General features: G+C 68.0%; 16 protein-coding genes. 9 read left to right on the top strand and 7 right to left on the bottom strand.

Annotation, left to right across the window (positions count from 1 at the left end; all coding sequences use genetic code 11):
• Positions 1-43: 43 nt before the first annotated feature.
• Positions 44-994 (bottom strand): polysaccharide lyase, encoded by a 951-nt coding sequence (locus P0086_RS05575; RefSeq protein WP_275783381.1) that lies wholly within the window; start codon positions 992-994, stop codon positions 44-46.
• A gap of 1 nt (position 995) precedes the next feature.
• Positions 996-2,357, bottom strand: a complete 1,362-nt coding sequence (locus P0086_RS05570; RefSeq protein ID WP_112611824.1) for an adenylate/guanylate cyclase domain-containing protein — start codon at positions 2,355-2,357, stop codon at positions 996-998.
• 244 nt (positions 2,358-2,601) lie between these two features.
• Between P0086_RS05570 and P0086_RS05565 the strand changes: the two genes are divergently transcribed.
• Positions 2,602-3,939, top strand: coding sequence for a nucleotide sugar dehydrogenase (locus P0086_RS05565; protein ID WP_275784411.1), 1,338 nt, complete (start codon positions 2,602-2,604; stop codon positions 3,937-3,939).
• A 287-nt stretch (positions 3,940-4,226) separates the two neighbouring features.
• Positions 4,227-4,709, top strand: a complete 483-nt coding sequence (locus P0086_RS05560) for a class I SAM-dependent methyltransferase (protein ID WP_275783377.1) — start codon at positions 4,227-4,229, stop codon at positions 4,707-4,709.
• A gap of 42 nt (positions 4,710-4,751) precedes the next feature.
• Here the strand turns inward: P0086_RS05560 and P0086_RS05555 are convergent, their stop codons facing one another.
• Positions 4,752-5,279 carry a hypothetical protein gene (locus tag P0086_RS05555; RefSeq protein WP_275783374.1) on the bottom strand — a complete coding sequence of 176 codons (528 nt, stop codon included), beginning with the start codon at positions 5,277-5,279 and terminating at the stop codon, positions 4,752-4,754.
• A 236-nt stretch (positions 5,280-5,515) separates the two neighbouring features.
• Here P0086_RS05555 and P0086_RS05550 point away from each other — a divergent pair, with 236 nt between their 5' ends.
• A complete protein-coding gene (locus tag P0086_RS05550; RefSeq protein ID WP_275783371.1) occupies positions 5,516-8,062 on the top strand; it encodes an arylsulfatase in 2,547 nt (848 codons plus the stop codon).
• A gap of 127 nt (positions 8,063-8,189) precedes the next feature.
• On the opposite strand, the gene P0086_RS05545 is transcribed toward P0086_RS05550, so the two are convergent.
• Complete coding sequence (locus tag P0086_RS05545) at positions 8,190-9,977, bottom strand: adenylate/guanylate cyclase domain-containing protein (protein WP_275783368.1); 1,788 nt, start codon at positions 9,975-9,977, stop codon at positions 8,190-8,192.
• 312 nt (positions 9,978-10,289) lie between these two features.
• Here P0086_RS05545 and P0086_RS05540 point away from each other — a divergent pair, with 312 nt between their 5' ends.
• On the top strand, positions 10,290-10,763 hold the full coding sequence (locus tag P0086_RS05540; RefSeq protein WP_275783366.1) for a VOC family protein: 474 nt from the start codon (positions 10,290-10,292) through the stop codon (positions 10,761-10,763).
• 149 nt (positions 10,764-10,912) lie between these two features.
• Here P0086_RS05540 and P0086_RS05535 read toward each other — a convergent pair whose 3' ends face one another.
• The 3 genes from P0086_RS05535 to P0086_RS05525 form a co-directional block, all read right to left on the bottom strand.
• A complete protein-coding gene (locus P0086_RS05535; RefSeq protein WP_275783363.1) occupies positions 10,913-11,947 on the bottom strand; it encodes an NAD-dependent epimerase/dehydratase family protein in 1,035 nt (344 codons plus the stop codon).
• Positions 11,948-11,950: 3 nt separating this feature from the next.
• Positions 11,951-13,267, bottom strand: a complete 1,317-nt coding sequence (locus tag P0086_RS05530; protein WP_112600172.1) for a UDP-glucose/GDP-mannose dehydrogenase family protein — start codon at positions 13,265-13,267, stop codon at positions 11,951-11,953.
• 166 nt (positions 13,268-13,433) lie between these two features.
• A complete protein-coding gene (locus P0086_RS05525) occupies positions 13,434-13,796 on the bottom strand; it encodes an MmcQ/YjbR family DNA-binding protein (RefSeq protein WP_148192797.1) in 363 nt (120 codons plus the stop codon).
• Positions 13,797-14,427: 631 nt separating this feature from the next.
• On the opposite strand from P0086_RS05525, the gene P0086_RS05520 reads away from it, so the two are divergent.
• From P0086_RS05520 to P0086_RS05500, 5 genes are all read left to right on the top strand, one after another.
• On the top strand, positions 14,428-15,198 hold the full coding sequence (locus P0086_RS05520) for a DUF1828 domain-containing protein (RefSeq protein WP_275783359.1): 771 nt from the start codon (positions 14,428-14,430) through the stop codon (positions 15,196-15,198).
• 412 nt (positions 15,199-15,610) lie between these two features.
• Entirely contained in the window at positions 15,611-16,219 is a 609-nt protein-coding gene (locus tag P0086_RS05515; protein WP_275783357.1) for a hypothetical protein, read from the top strand.
• A gap of 328 nt (positions 16,220-16,547) precedes the next feature.
• Entirely contained in the window at positions 16,548-17,789 is a 1,242-nt protein-coding gene (locus P0086_RS05510) for a terminase family protein (RefSeq protein ID WP_345799306.1), read from the top strand.
• 184 nt (positions 17,790-17,973) lie between these two features.
• Entirely contained in the window at positions 17,974-18,597 is a 624-nt protein-coding gene (locus P0086_RS05505) for a glycoside hydrolase family 19 protein (protein ID WP_148151950.1), read from the top strand.
• A 1,316-nt stretch (positions 18,598-19,913) separates the two neighbouring features.
• Complete coding sequence (locus tag P0086_RS05500; RefSeq protein ID WP_275783352.1) at positions 19,914-21,146, top strand: phage portal protein; 1,233 nt, start codon at positions 19,914-19,916, stop codon at positions 21,144-21,146.
• The last annotated feature ends 366 nt before the right edge of the window (positions 21,147-21,512 follow it).

The raw sequence follows: 21,512 nt of genomic DNA, 5'->3' as shown, positions 1-21,512 counted from the left end.
TCGCCTCGGCGGCGGCTGTCGGATGGGGGGAATGCCTTCAAAATCAGGCAGTTGGCGGGATGTTTCCGGTGCTCGCGCCGCGGTAGGCGGCGAGCGATCGCGGTCCCAGCACATCCTTTGCGCGCATCGACCGGCGGAAGTTGTCGAAATAGAGCGTCCATTCGCCGGCAGCGGCGGAACGATAGGGGCCGAACTTGAAATACTGGCGGGCGCCGAGGCCGGCGTCGTCGTGGCCGATGTCGCCGCGGACGGTGGCGATCCAGCTGTCGTTGGCGAAGAGCTCGACATGGCCGCTGCCGCCGAGCCCCGGCCGCGTCATCACCGCGAAATCGATCCAGCCGCTGCCCGGCTGCGGCAGGCGGCCGCCGCGATCGGTCACCGCGATGCGGGTGGTGCGGGCGGCAAACGGCAGGCCGTCCTCCTCGCTCCAGCCGCCGTCGGCGGCGACCAGCGCCCGCAGCTGGCCCGCCTCCCGGCGCAGCCAGGCCGGCGTTCCGCTGCTGCTGCCGGGGCCGGCGAGGTCGGCTGCGCGCAGCGTCGTCTCCACCGTGGCGAACAGGCGGCCGCGCACGAGCCGGAGCGCCAGGAAGGGGCTGTAGTCGCCGGGTGCCGTGGGGCCGATCTCGCGCTTCCACTGGGCGATCAGGTGGCGGTGGTCGGCCTGCGGCACCGGCTCGCCGAAGCGCACCGAGAAGCCGTACCAGACGGCGCGGCCGTAGGGGACGCGCAGATCGGTGCGCTCCCAGATCTCCGCCCGCTCGCTGCCGCCGCCGGCACCGTTTGCGATCGGCCGCACGCCGAGCTTCAGCGCACCGGCGCTGCCGCAGGTGACGTCGTGCTGGAACTCGTAGTAACCGGCGCGCTGCTCGGCGTTGTCGCGGTAGTAGAGGCCGCCCGCGGGCGAGAAGCCGTCACCCTCGAAGCCGTCGATCAGCGGCGCCTCGAAGGCGTGTCGGGGGGCGGCCTGGCGTCCTTGCGCAGTGCCGCCCGCCATGTCAGTTGAGCCCGCGCGAGAGCATCGGGATGCGCGGCCGCTGGTCGGGCTTGCGAGAGCGCGCATCGCGATAGAGCAGCATGACCTGCTCGGCCTCCGACCGCCCGTCGCGGTCCTGACCGTCGAGCGCTTCGGCCTGGTCGAGCTGCAGGTTGGTCTGGCCGGGCAGAAGCACGGTCAGCTTCTGGCGGACGCCGCGCAGCTTCTCCTCCCCGAGCGTGACCCATTCGCCGCCGCAATAGGTGGCAAAGGTCTGGCTGGCGACGATCGACTTGGCGTATTTCTTCGTCAGTCCCTGCAGCCGCTGCACCTCGTTGACCGCCGAGCCGAAGGCGGAGAAGGTCAGCCGGTCCTTCAGCCCGACATTGCCGAACATCACGTTGCCGACGTGCAGGCCGATGCCGTAGCGGATGTCGGCCAGCCCCGCCCGGTTGCGCCGGGCGTTGAGTTCGTTCATCCGCATCGTCGCATGCCGCACGGCCGACATGGCCGACTGGGCGGCGACCTGCGAGGGCTCGCGGTGGCGACCGCAGGGATAGACCGCCAGGAAGCCGTCGCCGATGAAGGACAGGATCTCGCCGCCGTTGCGGTTGAAGGGGGTGGCGATCGCGTCGAAGAAATCGTTCAGCGTGTCGATATAGGCCTGCCGGCCCTCCTTCTCCGCCAGAACGGTCGACTGGCGCATGTCGGCCATGACGAGGGCGGCGCGGATCGTGTCGCCGTCGCCGCGGCGGATCTGGCCGGAAAGCACCCGCCGCCCGGCATTGCCGCCGAGATAGGTCAGGAGCATGTTGTCGGCGAGCTTGCCGAGCACGGCCATCTTGGCGGCGACCGCGAGGCTGTTCTGGATCTTCAGGAGCGCGTCGACGACGTTGTCGCTGAAGCCGCCGGGCGCATCCGTCGACCACGAGCCGACCATGCCCTGGCCGGGCGATTCCCCGAACGACTGGACGAAGGCGAGATAGTCGGTGGCGCCGAGCGCCTTCAGGTCGTCGAAAATGGGGAACTCGGAGGGGGCGGCCGGATCGATGCGGCGGCGCAGGTGGTCGAGGCTGTTGCTCAACAGGTAATAGTAGGGGCTGAGCAGAAAGCGCGACGGCTCGCTGTTTTCGCCGTCCGCGCGGAAGCCCTCGACCGTGACGCCCTGGCCGCGCATCCAGGTGAAGCCGAGCGCGTCGTAGAGCGGATGGAGCATCGAGAAGCTGAGATGCACGCGCACGAGCGGCAGCCCGGCCGCGGCAAGCCGCTCGCAGAAGCCGGCGATGATGTACTCGAGGCTTTCGCCTCCGAGTGCAGCGGTTTTCAGCCACGACGATACCCGGTCGAGGAGAATGTTGGAGACGTCGGCAGGGCGCGTGTTCATCATTTGTCCTTCGATGGGGAAGCCTTCTGCTTCTGTGCCGCGAGCGCCGTCGCAATCGATTCGGGATCGACGACGCAGAGCGCCTGATATAGGCGAGCGACTGTGGCAAAACCAGAAGACGCGCGGAAGAATTGTGCCGGCGCGACCGGCGCCGGCGGCAAGCCGCCCGCCCGCTCGCCTTGACGACGCGGCGATTTCCGCCCAATTGTCGCAGACACGACCGAAAGGGTACAACGCATTGACCTTGCTTTCTTCTTCCGCCGAGAGCCTGCTGGCGGCGATCACCGAAAGGCGCGCGCGCGCCGGGGTGATCGGGCTCGGCTATGTCGGCCTGCCGCTGGCGATCACGATTGCGCGAAACGGTTTTGACGTCACCGGCTTCGACATCGACCCCGCGAAGATCGTGGCCCTCGACGCCCACGCCTCCTACATCGACGCGGTGCCCGATGCGGCGCTGAAGGCGGAGAGCGAGGCGGGGCGGTTCCGTTCCACCACCGACTTCGCAAGGCTCGCCGGCTGCGACGTGATCGTGATCTGCGTGCCCACGCCGCTGACGAAGCAGCGCGAGCCGGACATGTCTTACGTGGTGCGCACCGCCGAGGCCGTGGCCGCGACGCTGCGGCCGGGGCAGCTCGTCGTGCTGGAATCGACCACCTGGCCGGGGACGACGGACGAACTGGTGCGGCCGATCCTGGAGCGCGGCGGACTGCGCTCCGGCACCGACTTCTTCCTGGGCTTCTCGCCCGAGCGCGAGGATCCCGGCAACCGCGACTTCGACACCGCGACGATCCCGAAGGTGGTGGCGGGCGCGGGCGAGGCGGCCTCGGCGCTGATGCAGGCCTTCTACGGGGCGGTGGTGAAGGCGGTGGTGCCGGTCTCCTCGAATGCGACCGCCGAGGCGGTGAAGCTCACCGAAAACGTCTTCCGCGCCGTCAACATCGCCCTCGTCAACGAGCTGAAGGTGCTCTACGACGCGATGGGCATCGACATCTGGGAGGTGGTCGACGCGGCCAAGACCAAGCCGTTCGGCTACATGCCCTTCTATCCCGGCCCCGGTCTCGGCGGCCACTGCATCCCGATCGATCCGTTCTACCTCACCTGGAAATCGCGCGAGTTCGAACTGCCGACCCGCTTCATCGAGCTCGCCGGCGAGATCAACGCGGCGATGCCGCGCCATGTGGTCGGGCGGCTCGCCGAAGCCCTCGACATGCGGCTCGGCAAGGCGCTGAGCCGCTCGCGCGTCCTCGTCATCGGGCTCGCCTACAAGAAGAACGTGCCCGACATCCGCGAGAGCCCGTCCCTGAAGCTGATCGAGCTGATCCTGGAGCGCAACGGGACGGTGGACTATCACGACCCCTATGTCGCCGAAGTGCCGCGCACCCGCGAATACATGGCGCTGAAGGGCCGCCGCTCGGTGCCGCTCGACGAGCAGACCGTGCGCGGCTACGACGCGGTGCTGGTCTCCACCGACCACGACGCGATCGACTATGCCGCACTCGCCGGCTGGACGCCGCTCGTCGTCGACACCCGCAACGCCTTTGCCCGCCGCGGCATCGACGGCGACAACATCGTCAAGGCCTAGGGTCAGGACCTATTAAATTCATCCATTCTGCGAGACGGATTTCGCGTCTGGCTAGAAGGAAAGGTGCAGGAAATGCTCATCATTTTCAAATCTTTCCGACGCCGTCCAGGCGCGAAATCCGTCTCGCCCGGAGGGTTCGGCTCCATGGGCCGCCTGATCGGAAGCAATGCTCGACAAGGCTAAAAGCCTTGCCTTGCGCTTGCTCCCTTCCATCCAATCCCATGGAGCCGAACAGAATGGCTGAATTTAATATGTCCTGACCCTAGCCAGAAGAGCAAGGAAAACCGATGAGCCGTCTCGACAGCTTCATCCGCCGCCTGACGGCCCAGCGCGACGTCCTCAACCACATCTGCGCGCGGATGGAGCTGCCCGCCGACGGGCCGATCATGGAGATCGGGCTCGGCAACGGCCGCACCTTCGACCACCTGCGCGAACATTTCCCCGACCGCCGCATCGTCGCCTTCGACCGCGCCTGCGGCGCGCATGCCTCCTCCGTGCCCGAGGCGAACGACCTGGTGCTGGGCGAGATCTGCGAGACCGGCCGGGCCTTCCAGACCGGGACGGCGGCGCTGGTGCACGCCGATATCGGCACCGGCTACCCGGAGAAGGACGCGCTGACGCTGACCTGGCTGCCGCAGATGGTCTCGGGCATGCTGGCGAGCGGCGGCATCGCCGTCAGCGGCCTGCCGCTCGACGAGCCGACGCTGCAGCCGCTCGAGGTGCCCGAAAGCGTGCCGCGGGAGCGGTATTTTCTCTATCGGAAAGTCTGAGCCGGGGCGCCCGGACGACGCCCCGCCTGCGGCCTGTTCGCGCTACCGGCAGCTGTTGTCCCGCTCGCAGACGCGCTGCGACGGGCGGCTGTCGCTGTCGCGTGACGGCGGCTTGCGGTCGTCGGGCCGGTCGTTGCGCTGCGGGCGCTTGTCGACGTTCTGCTGCCGGTCGCGATCCCGGTCATTGTCGCGGTCGCGGTTCCGGTCATTGTCGCGGTCCCTGTCGCGATCCCTGTCCCGATCCCGGTCCCTGTCGCGATCGTTGTCGCGGCTGCGGTCCCGATCCCAGTCCCGCTCCCGCTCCCGCTCCCTGTTTCTTTCGCGGTCCGATATCCGCTGGTCGTACCGGTCGTCGCCGCGGTCGCGGTAGTCGTGGCGGTCGCGGTCGTAGCGCGGCTCCACCACCCGGTAGCGCGGCCGGCTCGTCTCGTAATAGCCGCCGTCGTAGTAGCTCCCGCCATGGTAGCCGCCGTCGTAGTAGCCGCCGGAGGGGCCGGAGGTCTCGCAGCCGGCAAGCGACAGGCTCAGCAGCCCGATCATCGGGAGGAGAAGCGTTTGTGGGCGAATCATGGGGTACCTCGCATGTGGAATCGGTGGTCACAGACCACAGAAGTGTGGCGCGGTACAGACGGGGACGAACCGGAACGTCCGGCGCGCACGGCCCCGGGGACGGCGTTTCCGGCCGCGACCCGGGGCAACCGTAGATTCGGGTATCATACACCGCCGCAATTTACGGGCATCGGCGGTGGCGGCTATTTTGCCGCCGGCTGGGCGTTTCCGTGGAATATTCCAAGGGGAGATGGACGATGCGCGACCGATTGCACGGGCATATCGCATGTGCGCTGGGCCTGGCCCTGTTCTCTTTGACGAGTTCGGCCGGCGCGGCGGAAATCCAGACATCCGGTACGCCGGGCTCGCCCGCGGCCACCACGACGATCGACGGGGCGCAACTGCCGCCCGCCGATCCGCCGTTCGGCGGCCTCATTGAGGATGACGCCCTGACCTCGAAGGCGTGGTGGGCGCCGCGCATCGTGCCGCCCCGCGGTGCGCCGAACATTCTTCTGATCATCACCGACGATGCCGGCTTCGGCGTGCCCAGCACCTTCGGCGGCGTCATTCCGACGCCGACGATGGATCGCATCGCGAGAGACGGCCTGCGCTACAACAACATCCATTCGACCGCGCTCTGCTCGCCGTCGCGGGCGGCGCTGATCACCGGCCGCAACCATCATTCGGCCGGCTTCGGCGTGATCTCCGAGCAGGCGACGGGCTTTCCCGGCTACAACAGCATCATCGCCAAGGACAAGGCGACGATCGGCCGGACGCTGCTGGAGAATGGCTATGCGACGGCCTGGTTCGGCAAGGACCACAACACGCCGGCCTTTTCGGCGAGCTCCGTCGGTCCCTTCGACCAGTGGCCGCTCGGCATGGGGTTCGAATATTTCTACGGTTTCGTCGGCGGCGACGCCAACCAGTGGCAGCCGAACCTCTACCGCAACACCACCCAGATCTACCCGTTCGAGGGCGATCCCGGCTGGAACCTCGTCACCGGCATGGCCGACGACGCGATCGCCTATCTCAACCGCCTGAACCAGACGGTGCCGGACAAGCCGTTCTTCGTGAAGTACGCCCCCGGCGCCACCCATGCGCCGCATCACCCGACGAGGGAATGGGTCGACAAAATCAGCGCCATGCACCTCTTCGACGCGGGCTGGAACAAGCTGCGCGAGACGATCTTCGCCAACCAGAAGAAGCTCGGCGTCGTTCCCGAAGGCACGCAGCTCGAGCCCTGGCCGACCGGCATCCTGCCGAACTGGGACGACGTGTCGGAAGAGGACCGGAAGCTCTTCATCCGGCAGGCCGAGGTCTTCGCCGCCTATGCCGCCTACAGCGACCACGAGATCGGCCGCGTCGTGCAGGCGATCGAGGACATGGGCAAGCTGGACGACACGCTGATCATCTACATCAACGGCGACAACGGGACGAGTGCGGAGGGCGGCCCGCTCGGCACCCCCAACGAGGTCGCATTCTTCAACGGCATCAACAAGATGCCGACCGCGGTGCAGATGCAGTGGTACGACGCCTGGGGCACGGAGCAGACCTACAACCACATGTCCGCCGGCTGGTCCTGGGCCTTCGACACGCCGTTCACATGGTTCAAGCAGAATGCCTCGCGGCTCGGCGGCATCCGCCAGAACATGGCGATCTCCTGGCCGGCCCGCATCACCGACAAGGGCGGCCTGCGCCAGCAGTTCGCCCATTTCATCGACATCGTGCCGACGATCCTGGAGGTGACCGGGATTGCGGCCCCGGACATGGTGGACGGCATCAAGCAGGCGCCGATCGAGGGCACCAGCCTCGCCTACACCTTCGATGCGCAGAACGCCGCCGCACCCTCCCGCCACAAGACCCAGTACTTCGAGATGCTCGGCCAGTGGGCGCTCTACGACGACGGCTGGCTGTTGAGCACCAAGGTGAACCGCGCCCCCTGGGAGGCCTTCGGCCCGGCCAACACCGACCCGCTGAACAACCAGGTGCTCGAACTCTACGACCTGACGACGGACTTCAGCCAGTCGCAGAACGTCGCCGACAAGAACCCCGACAAGGTCGCGCAGATGAAGCAGGCCTTCGTCGCGGAGGCGAGGAAATACCAGGTCTTTCCGATGGATGCCTCGGTCGGCGCGCGCATCGTCGCGCCGCGGCCGAACATCACCGCGGGGCGGACCGAGTTCACCTACACCGTGCCGATGGTGGGGCTGCCGCAGGGCGATTCGCCGGCGATCCTCAACGCCTCCTACACGATCACCGCCGACATCGAGGTGCCGGACGGCGGCGGGGAGGGGATGATCCTCACCTCGGGCGGCCGCTTCGCGGGCTACGGCTTCTATCTCCTGAAGGGCAGGCCGGTGTTCCTGTGGAACCTCGTCGACCTGAAGCGCGTCCGCTGGGAGGGACCGGTGCTGGCGCCCGGACGCCATACGCTGGAGTTCGACTTCAAATATGACGGCCTCGGCGTGGGCACCCTTGCCTTCAACGACATGAGCGGCCTCGGCCGGTCGGGGACCGGTGTCTTGAAGGTGGATGGCACGGCGGTCGATACGCAGGAGATGAAGCAGACCCTGCCGATGATCCTGCAATGGGACGAGAGCTTCGACATCGGCTCGGACACGCTGACCGGCGTCAACGACGCCGACTACCAGCCGCCGTTCGCCCTGACGGCGAAGCTCAACCGGCTGACGCTGACGGTGGACCGGCCGCAGCTGTCGCAGGACGACATCAAGAAGCTGCAGAACGCCGAGGCGATCGCCGTCGACGGCAACCCGATCCAGCACATCCAGCCCGCGCCGCACTGAGGGCGTACGGTTGCCGGAGCCGAAACGGTTCGGCGTCGGCGAATGCGGGGAGGGCGGGATGCCGGCGCCCTCCCGCCGGGCCGCATCCTGCCGGAAGGGCGAAGGCGGCCGTCGCGCGGGCCGCCGCTTACGCCTTCTCCGCCTCGAGGACGAAGCGCCGGCTCTCCTCCTCGGAGATCAGGTAGACGCGCAGCGGCGCGGTGCGGCCGCGGATCGCGATTTCGTCGTGGCGGAGGCCGTCGGTCGCAACGCCGGACCGGGCGAGCGCGCGCTCGGAGACGGCGATGGCGACGTCGTGCTCCTTGGCGGTCGTCTCCAGCCGGCTTGCGACGTTGACCGTGTCGCCGACCGCGGTCAGGTTCTTGGTAGTGCCGTAGCCCATCACACCGACGACGCTCGGGCCGGCATGGACGCCGACGGCGACCCGGAGGCGGACGGCGAAATCCTGCCCCAGTTCGGTATTCAGATGGGCGATGTCGCGCACGATGGCGGCGGCGGCGGCAAGCGCCTGGCGGGCGCCCCGGTCGCGGCTTCCCTCATCGCCGCCTGCCCGGTCCCGGTCTCCCTTGTCCCGGTCTCCCTGGTCGCGGCCGCCGCCGAGCCCGAACAGCGCCATGGCGCCGTCGCCGATGAACTTGTCGAGCCGGCCGCCGGCCTGTTCCACAGCCTGGCCGACGATGGCGAAGTAGCGGTTCAGCAGGAACACCACGTCATAGGGTAGGCGCGCCTCCGACAGGTCGGTGAAGTTGCGGAGATCGCAGAAGAGAACGGCGATCTCCTCCTCGCGGCCGGGCCGGACCGGTTCCGTCGCGACCGGCAGGGCCGTGTCCGGGTTGGGCGCCATCAGCAGCGCCACGCTGACATCGCCTTGCGGATGCAGCTGGCAGCCGAGCCGGACGTCGCCGTCGGCATGGATGCGCATGAGCGTGGCCGCCTCGATCGAACCGGGCGGGGGCAGGGGGGATGCGGTTTGCAGGATGCGTACGCGGCAGGTGGAGCAGCGTCCCCTGCCGCCGCAGACCGAATAGTGCGGCACGCCGCCCTGGCGGCTGGCCTCCAGCAGGCTGAGGCCGCGGGGGGCGCGGACGAGCGCGCCGTTGGAATAGCGGATGGTGATCTGCGACGCCCGCTCGGCCAGCGTCCTGAGGCGGCGCGCTGTGAGCACGAGCGCGATCGCGCCGGCAAAGGCGAGATAGAAGCCGAGCTTGATCCGGCCCATCGTCTCGGTGACGGCGGCCTGGTCGATCGGCGGCCGCCGCGCGCCGAGCGCCTGCGCCTGGGCCGGATCCATCTGCGGCGCGGTGTCTGCCATGTGCGCCAGCATGCGGCCGGTGTCGGCGAAGCCGAGCAGCGCCAGCACCGGCACGAGAACCGCGACGGCGAGAAGGTAGGGGGAGGCGCTCGCATACCAGCTGCGGAAGCGCAGCCAGAAATAGACGCCGATGCAGCCATGCGCCCAGATCACCAGGAGGGCGACCGACTGGCGCAGGCCCGAGAGCGGATTGACCACCCACAGGCTGCGCACGACCATGCGGTAGTCGACGACGATGCCGAACAGCGGCTGCGACAGCCGTGCCGGGACGACGTGCTCGATGATCAGGAAGGGGATCAGCAGGCCGAGCGCGGTCTGCGCCGCCTCGCGTGCCGGCATGCGCAGCGTCCGCCGCCGGTAGAGCGAGCGCAGCACCAGCGCGACATGGACGAAAAGGGCGCCGAAGAGCAGCAGCGTGCCGGCGGGGTTGCGCCAGAGAAGGGCGAACAGCCGGCCGGTCCGCTCGGCTGTGTCGAGCGAGACGAGCAGCAGCGCATGATTGAAGAGATGCATCGCCACGAAGACGAGCATGACGAGGCCGGCGCCGAGCCTGAGCCGCTGCAGGAACCGTTCGGAGGAAAGCGCCGCGATGGCCTGATGCATGGTCGGTCCTGCGGGGTTTCCGGTTCGGTCCCGGCGTCGGTGGCGAGATGAAGTCCGGCGGCGATCCGTGCTGCCGCAATGAAGCGATAGCAAGCCACGCGGTCGCGCGAAAGGGTGCATATCGTTGACGCTGAGTCGCCGATACGGGGTCTTGGCTGCTTGCGGAAGCGGCGGGCGGTGTCGGGAGGCCGCGCGGCGATCCTGATGGCGCAAGAAGGGCGCGCCCGCCGAGACGAAACTGGCCTTGCGGGCTGGAGAAAGGTGGAGCGAGCCTTATGTCACCGGAAAGAGGTGAGCGCGGAGGACCCTGCGATGGCGAAGAACACGATCTGCCTGTGGTACAACAAGGACGCCGAGGATGCCGCGCGCTTCTATGCGGCGACCTTTCCCGACAGCGCCGTGGGCGCGGTGATCCGGGCGCCGGGAGACTATCCGTCCGGGCAGCAGGGCGACGTGCTGGTGGTGGAGTTCATGGTCGCGGGCATTCCCTGCATCGGCCTCAACGGTGGCGCCGCCTTCCAGCACAACGAGGCCTTTTCGTTCCAGATTGCCACCGACGACCAGGAGGAGACCGACCGCTACTGGAACGCGATCGTCGGCAACGGCGGCCGGGAAAGCGACTGCGGCTGGTGCAAGGACAAATGGGGCGTGTCCTGGCAGATCACGCCGCGCGTCCTGACCGAGGCGCTTGCGGCCGGCGGCGGCGAGGCCAAGCGCGCCTTCGAGGCAATGATGACCATGCGCAAGATCGACGTCGCGGCAATCGAGGCGGCGCGGCGCGGCTGAAAGGCCGACTGCGTTGGGCGGACGTTGCCCGAGCCGTTGAGGCGTGGACGGAAGGACGGATCCTCCGCGGCCAAGCATGATTCAAATCGTGCATGCCTTGGGGCCTGCGCTCTCTGAATCCAGTGCGCGACGTCGGCGGCGGAGGTCCGTCAGGAACGGCGGGCGGAATGCGTGGCCGGGTGGTAGTAGTCGGCGTACCAGTCGACGAAGTCCTTCACGCCGGTGGCAAGCGGTGTCGCCGGCTTGTAGCCCGTGAGCGCGAAGAGCAGGTCGGGGCTGGCGAAGGTGCGCGGCGCCTCGCCGGGCTGCATCGGCAAGAGCTTCGTCTTCGCCTTCTTTCCGAGTGCCGTTTCCAGCGTGGAGACGAAATCGGTGAGCCCGACCGGGTTGCCGCCGCCGATGTTGACGATCCGGAAGGGCGCCTGGCGGGAGAGCGTGTCGAGGCCGGCGGGCGACGCCACGCGGTTCTCCTCGGAGGGCGCCACCGCCGACAGCTTCATCATCGCTTCGACGAGGTCCTCGATATAGGTGAAGTCGCGGCTCATCCGGCCCTCGCCGTAGAGCTCGATCTCCTCATTGTCGAGGATGGCGCGGGTGAACTTGAACAGCGCCATGTCCGGCCGGCCCCAGGAGCCGTAGACTGTGAAGAAGCGGAAGGTGGTGGTCGGCAGGTCGTAGAGATGGGCGTAGCTGTGCGCCATCACCTCCATCGCCTTCTTGCTGGCGCCGTAGATCGTCAGCGGCTCGTCGGTGCGGTCACCCTCGCGGAAGGGGATCGTGTCGCTGGCGCCGTAGACGGAGGAGGAGGAGGCGAGCATCAGGTGGCGCGGCCTGACCGCGCGCGCCGCCTCGAGGATGTTCCAGGTGCCGAGGATGTTGGACTCGACGTAGGACTTCGGCTCCTCCAGGCTGTAGCGCACGCCGGCCTGGGCGGCCAGATGCACGATGACGTCCGGCGCGGCACTCTCCAGCGCCCGGCGCACGCCGGCCTGGTCCTCGAGCATCACCTTGTGGAAGCGGTAGGCCGGGAACTGCACCAGCCCGGCATTGCGCGCCTCTTTCAGGGCAACGTCGTAATAGGGGGTCATACCGTCCAGGCCGACGACCTCGTGACCTTGCTCCAGCAGGCGCCGGGCAAGGTGGAAGCCGATGAAGCCGGCCGCGCCGGTGATGAAATAGCGCATGCCTCAGATCCTGTCGCCGCTCCGGCCGATGCCGACATATTCGAAGCCGTAGCGCCGCACTTCCTGCGGCGGGTAGACGTTGCGCAGGTCGATCAGATTGGGCGCCTTCATGGTGGAATGCAGCTTGCGGAAATCGAGCGCGCGGAACTCGTCCCACTCGGTGACGAGCACGATCGCCTCGGCGCCGGCTGCGATCGCGTAAGGATCGGCGCCGAACTCGACGTCGGAGAGCAGCGCGCGGGCGCCCTCCATGCCCTCGGGATCGAAGGCTGCGATCTGCGCGCCGTGATCCTGCAGCGCCTGGATGATGGTGAGCGCCGGGGCGTCGCGCAGGTCGTCGGTGTTCGGCTTGAAGGTCAGGCCGAGGACGGCGATCTTCTTGCCGCGCACCGAGCCGCCGCAGGCGGCGATGACCTTGCGGGCCATGGCGCGCTTGCGGTTGTCGTTGATGGCGACGGTGGTCTCGATCAGCCGCATCGGGCTGTCGGCGTCGGACGCGGTCTTGACCAGCGCCAGCGTGTCCTTGGGGAAGCACGAGCCGCCGTAGCCGGGGCCGGCATGCAGGAACTTGTCGCCGATGCGCTTGTCGTAGCCGATGCCCTTGGCGACCTTCTGCACGTCGGCGCCGAGGCGCTCGCAGAGGTCGGCGATCTCGTTGATGAAGGTGATCTTCATGGCGAGGAAGGCGTTGGCGGCGTACTTGATGAGTTCCGAGGTGCGGCGCTCGCAGAAGAACAGCGGTCCCTCGTTCAGGTGCAGCGGCCGGTAGACCTCGGTCATGACTTCGATGGCGCGCGGCTCGTCGGTGCCGACGACGATGCGGTCCGGACGCTTGAAGTCGCCGATCGCCGCACCCTCGCGCAGGAATTCCGGATTGGAGACGACCGAGAAATCGGCGTTCGGATTGGTCTCGCGGATGATGTTCTCGACCTCGTCGCCGGTGCCGACCGGCACGGTCGACTTGGTGACGATGACGGTGTAGCCGTCGACGGCCTTGGCGATCTGGCGGGCGGCGGCATAGACATAGGTGAGGTCGGCATGGCCGTCGCCGCGGCGCGACGGCGTGCCGACGGCGATGAAGACGACGTCGGCCCAGGCGACCGCCTGCTCCAGATCGGTGGTGAAGTTCAGCCGGCCGGCCTCGACGTTCGACTTGACGAGTTCCTGCAAGCCCGGCTCGTAGATCGGGATGTCGCCCTTGCGCAGCGCCTCGATCTTCTCGGCCACGTTGTCGACGCAGACGACGTCATGGCCGAAGTCCGCAAAGCAAACACCCGAAACAAGGCCGACATAGCCGGCGCCAATCATCACTATCCGCATGTGAGTTCCATCGTCTGGTCTGGTTCCGCAAGCAGCGGTCGAAAGAAAAGTACCGGCGGTCCGGCGGCTCGGATCGAACTTCTAGTCATCCGGCGACAGAAAGAAAGTCATTTTTTGAGGAAGGCGGCGGTTGTTCGCCAAAGGTTGCCGCTCCCGGCGGCCGTTTTCAATGCGTCGTGCCCTTTCCGCCCCGGTCGGTTCCGGTTTCACTGCCGGGGGCCGGCCTCGGCGCCACGTTGCCCCAGGCGATCTCGACCATGTGGTGCACCGTATCGGCTTCGGCGGCGGCGAAATAGACCGACGTCCAGCCCTTGTGGCCCCAGCCGCCGGGCACGGCGGCGCACAGGCCCGGCTCCGTCTCCGTCAGCATCGCCTGCTGGCCGCGCGTCAGCTTGATGACGGCGCGCCCGGGCTCCGGCAGGGCGAGGAAGATGCGCCCGCCCACCCGGAAGTCGCGCTTGCCGAAATGGGCACTTTCCTCCGCGCCCGGCATCGCCAGCGCCATCTGGACCAGATCTTCGGACGTCATGATGAAAAATAGCACGGAACGGCCGGCGCAGAAAGCAGCCGGCGCGGGGCGGGCGGGCGAAGTGAAAAAGGAGCTCCATCGAGGTAGAAGAATAAGCCTGGTTGTATACTTCGTTATCATTTCAATGATAAGAGGAAACCATGGATTTGAGGGCTTTGATTGGGGCAAAGAAATCCTCGGTTAAGCACGGGGGTTGGAAGCAAGGGGAGATACCCCGTGCCCAATGGCCGTCGCGTAAAGCCAAATCAAAATTCTATAAGTGGGGTCCTCTCTACCGCTGGCATATAATCACGTTCTCCGCGCTGGGAAATGAGTGCCGCGTGCTGGTCTTGCTCAACGAGGCCAAGCAAATATTCAGGGCGTCCCTCGGAGTCACCTCTGCAGGGGAAACGACGATCCTTTGCGACTATGAGTTCCATGCATCGGAACCGGGCTGGCACTGTCATGCCCGCTGCGGTGACCTCCATACGATCAATGTTTGGACAAATCGCTTTGGAGCTATTCGTCTGCCTAGAAGTGGGAGTAAACATAGGCGTATAGAGTTTAAGTTCGGAAAGAGCGATCTTTCGCCTGCATCCGCATTTAACTGTGCGGTGAAGGTGTTTGGAATCGACAAGAGGGACGGCGAGCTATGAAGGCTGACCTCTGCAGAGCCTTCTGCGACGACATTACTGTCACCAATGTTCCGGCGGGCTTGGCGGTCGGCACCGCGTTTAGACGTGACGACGGTGATCGCATTTCATTCTATATCCTTCAAGCGGACGATGGCCGTTATCGTCTTGAGGATGATGGCGCCACAATACCGCTTCTAGAAGGTGCCGGGGTTGATTTCGAGACCGAAACGCGTCGAAGGGCATTAGACAGCCTCTTGGCGGGCGTCGATGCATACTTCGATTCCGAGGAAGCCACGATCAAGACAAACCCGTTTCCAGTCTACGAAGTTGCAACCCGTGCACTGAATTTTGTAAGTGTAATGATCAGAATGAATGATTTTCTCCTGCTGACCCAAGAGAAGGTCATCTCGACGTTTCGCGAAGATGCTGCCCAAGCAATACGGTTGGGGGTGGGAGATCACGCCCAAATTAGAGAAGGCGAGGCCGTCAACGCTCGCTTATCTGAGGTGAAGCCTGACATGATCGTTGAGGCGAAGGACCGCCCACCTGTCGCGATCTTCTTTGGCAATTCGCCCGGTCGCGTGCATGATGCAATTTTCTTGCACCAGACAGCAGCGTATGAGGTCAAGCAGGACATATCGGTTATTGCTTTGCTGGAGCAGGACAATTCTGTTCCTATCGAACTACGGAGACGCGCAACCAACCGTCTGACAACTGTTCCGGTCTTCAGGCAAGATGAAGATGCAGCGGTGGCACGCATCGTGCGTGAGGCCCTTGGGAGCAGATGATATCCTATAGGATGGTGTTCGATTGACACATTTCAACGTCCCAGTACTGCGCATAAAATCTAGGAAAATAATCCTTGACGGCGTGACGGTGGTTTGATAGGGTTCGGCTACGGTCGGAAAAGTGCGGGCGGAGCGATCCCCCGGATGTCCGGTTGCCGCGGCAGGTCCCGGTGGAAGCGAGATCGCTATCGGGAAACGCGCAGGCATCAAAGCGTTCCCGTGACACGGACGTTTCACCGAACCGGTGGAATGGCCGGGGCGAACGAGGCCGGACCCCATCAAGCGGCGATATCCGCCCGCCGGCCGCCGGCCCGTATTCGGGCCAGGGAATTCAGTAGGCAGATTTTTTGACAGCAGACGCAAGGCGCCCGTCCGGTTCGGATCGCGGCGCCTTTTTCGTGCGGGGCTTGCCATGACGGATTGCGACGATGTGGATCTGCGGCTGTTCGGGGCGGGCGAGCCTGCCTGCGACGGGCCTGCCGCGCCGGACCCGGACGGGGCGATGGCGGCGATCGTCTTGGACCTGAAGTCGGAGGCGGACGGCGATCCGCTCGACGACATGCAGGCGATGCTCTCCCAGATGACGAAGGAGCTGCGCGAGCGCTTCCAGCGCTTCCAGAGCCAGCGCCGTTCCGCCGAGCAGGCGGCGGCGGAGGCCGACGACGAGGCCGGGCGCAAGCTCGGCCAGGCCGACGCCAAGGCTGCGATCGAGGCGGTGTCGCTGATCGTGCGCACGCTGGAGAAGATCGACAGCCTGCAGCGGACGATCCTGAGCGAGCGGCGCGATGCCGCCGAGCTCGCCGGCGAAGCCGCCGACTTCGACGCGGTCGTCGCCGAGTTCGACCGGCGGGTGGAGGCGAAGGCGAAGGCCTATCTCGAGCGATGGAAGGCGGACCATGAAGCGAACGCGCGGCGGGCGGCCGACGGCGGGGCCCCGGGCGACCGGGCGAGCGACCGGATGGACGACGGGGCGGGGGACCGGGTCGACGACAGCGCGGTGGACGGCGGGAACGGGCCGTGACGACCGGCTGCTGGCGAAGAAGATCGAGCGGAAACTGCAGAAGGCGGCCGACCGCATGGCGAAGGAGGCGGGCCTGAGCCGCAAGCGACACGAAGCGGCCGTCGCGGCTGCGCTCGGATGCGTGGATGCGCTGGAACGGCGGATCGGCCAGGGCCCGGGCGGTGCGCCGGACGGGGCCGGCGGCGATGGGCGGTCTGTGACGGTCTCCACGCCGGCGTCTGTCGTCGAGGACGGCGCTGCCCCTCATCCGCCTGCCGGCACCTTCTCCCCGCAGGCGGGGAGAAGGGAGCAGGTGGCGGGGGCGGTGCTGACACTCGGCGGGCGGCAGATCGGCGGCGAGCGGCTCGGCCGCGCGTTCCGGCTCTGGGCGCTGGAGCGGCATCCGGCCCAGGAGGCGCCGAAGGGCGACTGGCGGGTGTGGCTGCTGATGGGCGGCCGCGGATCGGGAAAGACGCGGGCCGGCGCCGAATGGGTGCACGACATCGCCCGCCGCACGGCCCGGCTGCGGATCGCGCTGGTGGCCGAGACTTTGGGCGACGCGCGCGAGGTGATGATCGACGGCGTGTCCGGCATCTGCCGGATCGCCCGCGCGGAGCGTCCGGAATTCGAGGCCTCGCGGCGCCGGCTCGTTTGGCCGAACGGGACGATCGCACAGATCTTCTCCTCCGAGGATCCCGAGAGCCTGCGCGGGCCGCAGTTTCATCTCGCCTGGTGCGACGAGCTCGGCAAGTGGCGGCATGCGCAGGAGACCTGGGACATGCTGCAGTTCGGCCTCAGGCTGGGCGAGCATCCGCGCGCGCTGGTGACGACGACGCCGCGGGCGATCCCGCTGCTGCGGGCGCTGGCCGCCGACAGGGCGACCGCGCTCGAGCGCATCCGCACGGCCGACAATGCGAAGAACCTTTCCGCCGGCTTCATCGACGCGCTGACCGAGCGCTACGGCGGCACGCGGCTCGGCCGGCAGGAGCTGGACGGCGAACTGATCACCGACCGCGAGGACGCGCTCTGGAGCCGGGAACGGCTGGAGGCGGTGCGCCAGCGGTTCGCCGCCGCCCAGTCCGGCCCGCTGTCGCGCATCGTCGTGGCGGTCGATCCGCCGGCTGCGGCCTCCGCCCGGTCCTGTTGCGGCATCGTCGTCGCGGGGCTGGATGCGGCCGGGCGGGCGGTGGTGCTGGCCGACCGCTCCGTCACCGGCGCGAGCCCGGCCGGCTGGGCCGGCGCGGTGGTGCAGGCCTTCCGCCGCTTCGACGCCGACCGGGTCGTGGCCGAGGTGAACCAGGGCGGCGACATGGTGGGCGCGATGCTGCGCAGCATCGATGCCGACCTGCCGGTGACGACGGTGCGGGCGACGCGCGGCAAGTTCCTGCGCGCCGAGCCGGTGGCGGCCCTCTACGAGCAGGGCCGGGTGCTGCATGCCGGCGCCTTTCCGGAGCTGGAGGACCAGATGTGCGACTTCGGCCCGGACGGGCTGTCTTCCGGCCGCTCGCCCGACCGGCTCGACGCGCTCGTCTGGGCGCTGACGGCGCTCGTCCTCGACCGGCGCGGCGAGCCGCGGGTGAGGGGAATCTGAGCCCATCGCGCAAGTTTTTGGTGTGTGCATTAGCGATTTGTGATTTACTGGAGCAGCGCCGCGGGGCGCGCCCTTGGACATTGCGGATGCGCGGTTTTCGCGCCTTGCAGGGTGGATGCGGCAGACGCGTCCGGCCCTAATGTCGTTGCACGCCTTTCGGATCGAACGCGGATGGAGGGGTGACATGGTGGCGATCAACAGGAAGTCTTTCTTCGACTACGTGCGCGGGCATCTCTTCGACGGTTCGCTGAAGCAGGCGCAGGTCGACGGGCTGACGGCGATCCTCGACAAATGGGAAGGCGAGATGGCGGACGCGGACGACCGCTGGCTGGCCTACATGCTGGCCACGGCCCATCACGAGACCGGGCGGACGATGCAGCCGGTGCGCGAGACCTTTGCCAGGAGCGACGACCGGGCGATCGCGATCCTCGAACGCGCCTTCCGGGCGGGGCGGCTGCCCTGGGTCAGCACGCCCTACTGGCGCAAGGACGCCGACGGCAAGAGCTGGCTGGGGCGCGGCCTCGTCCAGCTGACCCACAAGGCGAACTACGTGAAGATGGCGCGTGCGACGGGGCTCGACCTCGTCGGCCGGCCGGAACTGGCGATGGACCTGAAGACCGCCGTCGACATCCTCTTCTACGGCATGATCCACGGCTCCTTCACCGGCAGGAAGCTCTCGGACTACTTCGCCGGCCGCAAGCAGGAATGGGAAAACGCCCGCCGGATCATCAACGGCGAGGACAAGAAGATGCTCGTGGCGAGCTACGCCAAGGAATACTACGCCGCGATCAGCTACACGACCGGCTGAGGCGGGACGCCGGCGCGGCGCGCGGGGCGGAGATGAGCAGGGGCGGCTTCGCGCGGGAGTGCGCGGGACGGGCTGCACGCACCGGAGCGCGCGGGCCGGAACATGCAGGTCGGAATGGGCAGAACGGGATGTGCGGGACGGGAGTGCGCGGGACGGGCTGCACGGGACACGATGCGCGGGACGGCTGCACGGGACAGACCGAACGGGACAGAGCTTGCAGAGCGACGGCGCGGCGGTGGCCATTCACCCCCGTCATGCCGGACTTGATCCGGCATCCAGTCGCGCAAGTCCTTGCGCGCAAGAGGAATCTTTCGCGCCGCGGACGCGGCGCGGCTGGATCCCGGCTCGGGGGCCGGGATGACGGAGGTACGGGGGGAGGCCTCGGGTCGAGGGTGGCGGCAGGGGCGGCTGCGGGCCGAACCAGCAGGGCCGGCTTTGCGCGGGAGTGCGCGGGACGGGCAGCACGGGGACGCGCGGGCGGGACGGCTGCACGGGACAGACCGAACGGGACAGAGATCACAGAGGAACGGCGGCGGTGGCCTTCTGCCCCCGTCATGCCGGACTTGATCCGGCATCCAGGGCGCGCAAGTCCTTGCGCGCGAGGGGATTCTTTCGCGCCGCGGACGCGGCGCGGCTGGATCCCGGCTCGGGGGCCGGGATGACGGAGGTATGGGGGGATGCCTCGCGTCGAGGGTGGCCGCGGGGGGTGGGGCCGGCTCGGAACGAGCAGGGCCGGCTTCGCGCGGGAGTGCGCGGGACGGGCTGCACGCACCGGAGCGCGCGGACCGGAACATGCAGCGCGGGATGCGCGGAACGGGACGTGCGGGACGGGCAGCACGGGGACGCGCGGGCGGGACGGCTACACGGGACAGACCGAACGGGACAGAGATCACAGAGCGACGGCGCGGCGGTGGCCATTCACCCCCGTCATGCCGGACTTGATCCGGCATCCAGGGCGCGCACATCGTTGCGCGCGAGGGGATTCTTTCGCGCCGCGGATGCGGCGCGGCTGGATCCCGGCTCGGGGCCGGGATGACGGAGGTACGGGGGGAGGCCTCGGGTCGAGGGTGGCGGCAGGGGCGGCTGCGGGCCGGCACGAGCAGGGCCGGCTTTGCGCGGGAGTGCGCGGGACGAAACGTACAAGTCGGAGCGCGCGGACCGGGACATGCAGGCCGGAATACGCGGGCCGGAACGCGCGGGATGGGATGACGGCGGCGGGGGTGCCTTGCTGCGGCGCATCGCCGATGCGCCGTGCCGGCGCCGTCGGGGTGCGCGGGGTTGTGGCGGCGGGTGGGATCAGAAAGGGACGAGGCTTCATGAAAATTCCGTTTCTTCAGGCCTGGCGGGGTGCCGGGACGATTGCTGGCGGCCTGCCCGAGACCAAGGCGGGCGGGTTCGTGACGCTGACGGCGGAGGGGCGGGCGCGCTGGACGGCCCGCAGCTACGCAGCCCTCGCCCGCGAGGGCTTCATGCGCAACCCGGTGGCGCACCGGGCGGTGCGAATGATCGCCGAGGCCGCGGCCGCCGTGCCCTGGCTGGTCTACGAGGGCGAGGACGAGCTGGCCGACGATGCCGTCATGGGGCTGCTGGCGCGGCCGAACGCGCGCATGGGCGGCAACGAATTCTTCGAGGCGCTCTACGGCCACCTGCAGATCTCCGGCAATGCCTTCGTCGAGGGCGTGCGGATCGGCGGCCGCCTGCGCGAGTTGCACCTGTTGCGGCCGGACCGGGTGCGGGTGATCGAGGGGCGCGACGGCTGGCCGGAGGCCTACGAATACCGGGCGGGCGCCCATGTCCGGCGCTACCCGACCGCCGACGGCGGGGGAGACGGGGCGGCCTTCGGCGGGACGGCGGCGGACGGGGTGCCGGCGGGGGCCGGGGCGGGGGCTGGAGCGGGGGCTGCGGTGCTGCACCTGCGGCTGTTCCACCCGCTCGACGACCATCTGGGCTTCGCGCCGCTGGAGGCGGCTTCCGTGGCGCTCGACCTTTCCAACGCGGCCGCGCACTGGAACAAGGCGCTGCTCGACAATTCGGCCAGGCCCTCCGGGGCGCTGGTCTACCAGCCGAAGGACGGCGGCAATCTTTCGCCCGACCAGTACGACCGGCTGAAGGCGGAGCTCGAGGAGGGCTATTCGGGGCCGGCGCGGGCAGGCCGGCCGATGCTGCTGGAGGGCGGGCTCGACTGGAAGGCGATGGGGCTTTCGCCGCGCGAGATGGATTTCGTCGAGGCGAAGAACGGGGCGGCGCGCGACATCGCGCTCGCCTTCGGCGTGCCGCCGATGCTGATCGGCATCCCGGGGGACGCGACCTATGCCAACTACCAGGAGGCCAACCGCGCCTTCTGGCGGCTGACCGTGCTGCCGCTGATCTTCCGCACCGCGTCGGCGCTCTCCGGCTTTCTGTCGGAGGGACGGGCCGCCCCGCTCCGGCTGGCGCCCGACCTCGACCAGGTGGCGGGGCTTGCCGCCGAGCGCGGCGAACTCTGGGCGCGCGTCGGCGCGGCCGCGTTCCTCAGCGACGAGGAGAAGCGGCGGGCGGTGGGGTATTGAGGGGCAGCAGGGAATAGGCAGTAGGGAATAGGCAGTGGGCAGTGGGCAGTAGGGAGTAGGGAACCGGCGTTTGGCGCTGGGGGTGGGGAGAGCCGTGCTCCGGAGCGCCTGCGGCGAACTGGTTGCGCGTCAGGTTCCCATGGCCCCCTGTCTCTGCAGTTCACCACTCGCCACTCGCTGTCGGATAGGCAGTAGGCAGTGGGCAGTAGGCAGTAGGGAGTAGGGAGTGGGGAACCGGCGTTGGCGCTGTGGCGGGGCAGAGCCGTGCGCTGGAGCGCCTGCGGCGAACTGGCTGCGCGTCGGGTTCCCATGGCCCCTGTCTCTGCAGTTCACCACTGCCCTATTCCCTATTCCCTATTCACTACT

It is taken from the genome of Mycoplana sp. MJR14 (genome assembly GCF_029210525.1).
Taxonomy (GTDB): domain Bacteria; phylum Pseudomonadota; class Alphaproteobacteria; order Rhizobiales; family Rhizobiaceae; genus Mycoplana.
The sequence above is the reverse complement of the archived record's forward strand: the minus strand, read 5'-3'. Positions and strand labels throughout refer to the sequence as shown.

Bases quoted from the DNA above. Each gene is read 5' to 3' on its own strand.
- P0086_RS05575 (WP_275783381.1), bottom strand. From the start codon at position 994: ATGGCGGGCGGCACTGCGCAAGGACGCCAGGCCGCCCCCCGACACGCC.
- P0086_RS05570 (WP_112611824.1), bottom strand. From the start codon at position 2,357: ATGAACACGCGCCCTGCCGACGTCTCCAACATTCTCCTCGACCGGGTA.
- P0086_RS05560 (WP_275783377.1), top strand. From the start codon at position 4,227: ATGAGCCGTCTCGACAGCTTCATCCGCCGCCTGACGGCCCAGCGCGAC.
- P0086_RS05555 (WP_275783374.1), bottom strand. From the start codon at position 5,279: ATGATTCGCCCACAAACGCTTCTCCTCCCGATGATCGGGCTGCTGAGC.
- P0086_RS05550 (WP_275783371.1), top strand. From the start codon at position 5,516: ATGCGCGACCGATTGCACGGGCATATCGCATGTGCGCTGGGCCTGGCC.
- P0086_RS05545 (WP_275783368.1), bottom strand. From the start codon at position 9,977: ATGCATCAGGCCATCGCGGCGCTTTCCTCCGAACGGTTCCTGCAGCGG.
- P0086_RS05540 (WP_275783366.1), top strand. From the start codon at position 10,290: ATGGCGAAGAACACGATCTGCCTGTGGTACAACAAGGACGCCGAGGAT.
- P0086_RS05535 (WP_275783363.1), bottom strand. From the start codon at position 11,947: ATGCGCTATTTCATCACCGGCGCGGCCGGCTTCATCGGCTTCCACCTT.
- P0086_RS05530 (WP_112600172.1), bottom strand. From the start codon at position 13,267: ATGCGGATAGTGATGATTGGCGCCGGCTATGTCGGCCTTGTTTCGGGT.
- P0086_RS05525 (WP_148192797.1), bottom strand. From the start codon at position 13,796: ATGACGTCCGAAGATCTGGTCCAGATGGCGCTGGCGATGCCGGGCGCG.
- P0086_RS05520 (WP_275783359.1), top strand. From the start codon at position 14,428: ATGAAGGCTGACCTCTGCAGAGCCTTCTGCGACGACATTACTGTCACC.
- P0086_RS05515 (WP_275783357.1), top strand. From the start codon at position 15,611: ATGACGGATTGCGACGATGTGGATCTGCGGCTGTTCGGGGCGGGCGAG.
- P0086_RS05505 (WP_148151950.1), top strand. From the start codon at position 17,974: ATGGTGGCGATCAACAGGAAGTCTTTCTTCGACTACGTGCGCGGGCAT.
- P0086_RS05500 (WP_275783352.1), top strand. From the start codon at position 19,914: ATGAAAATTCCGTTTCTTCAGGCCTGGCGGGGTGCCGGGACGATTGCT.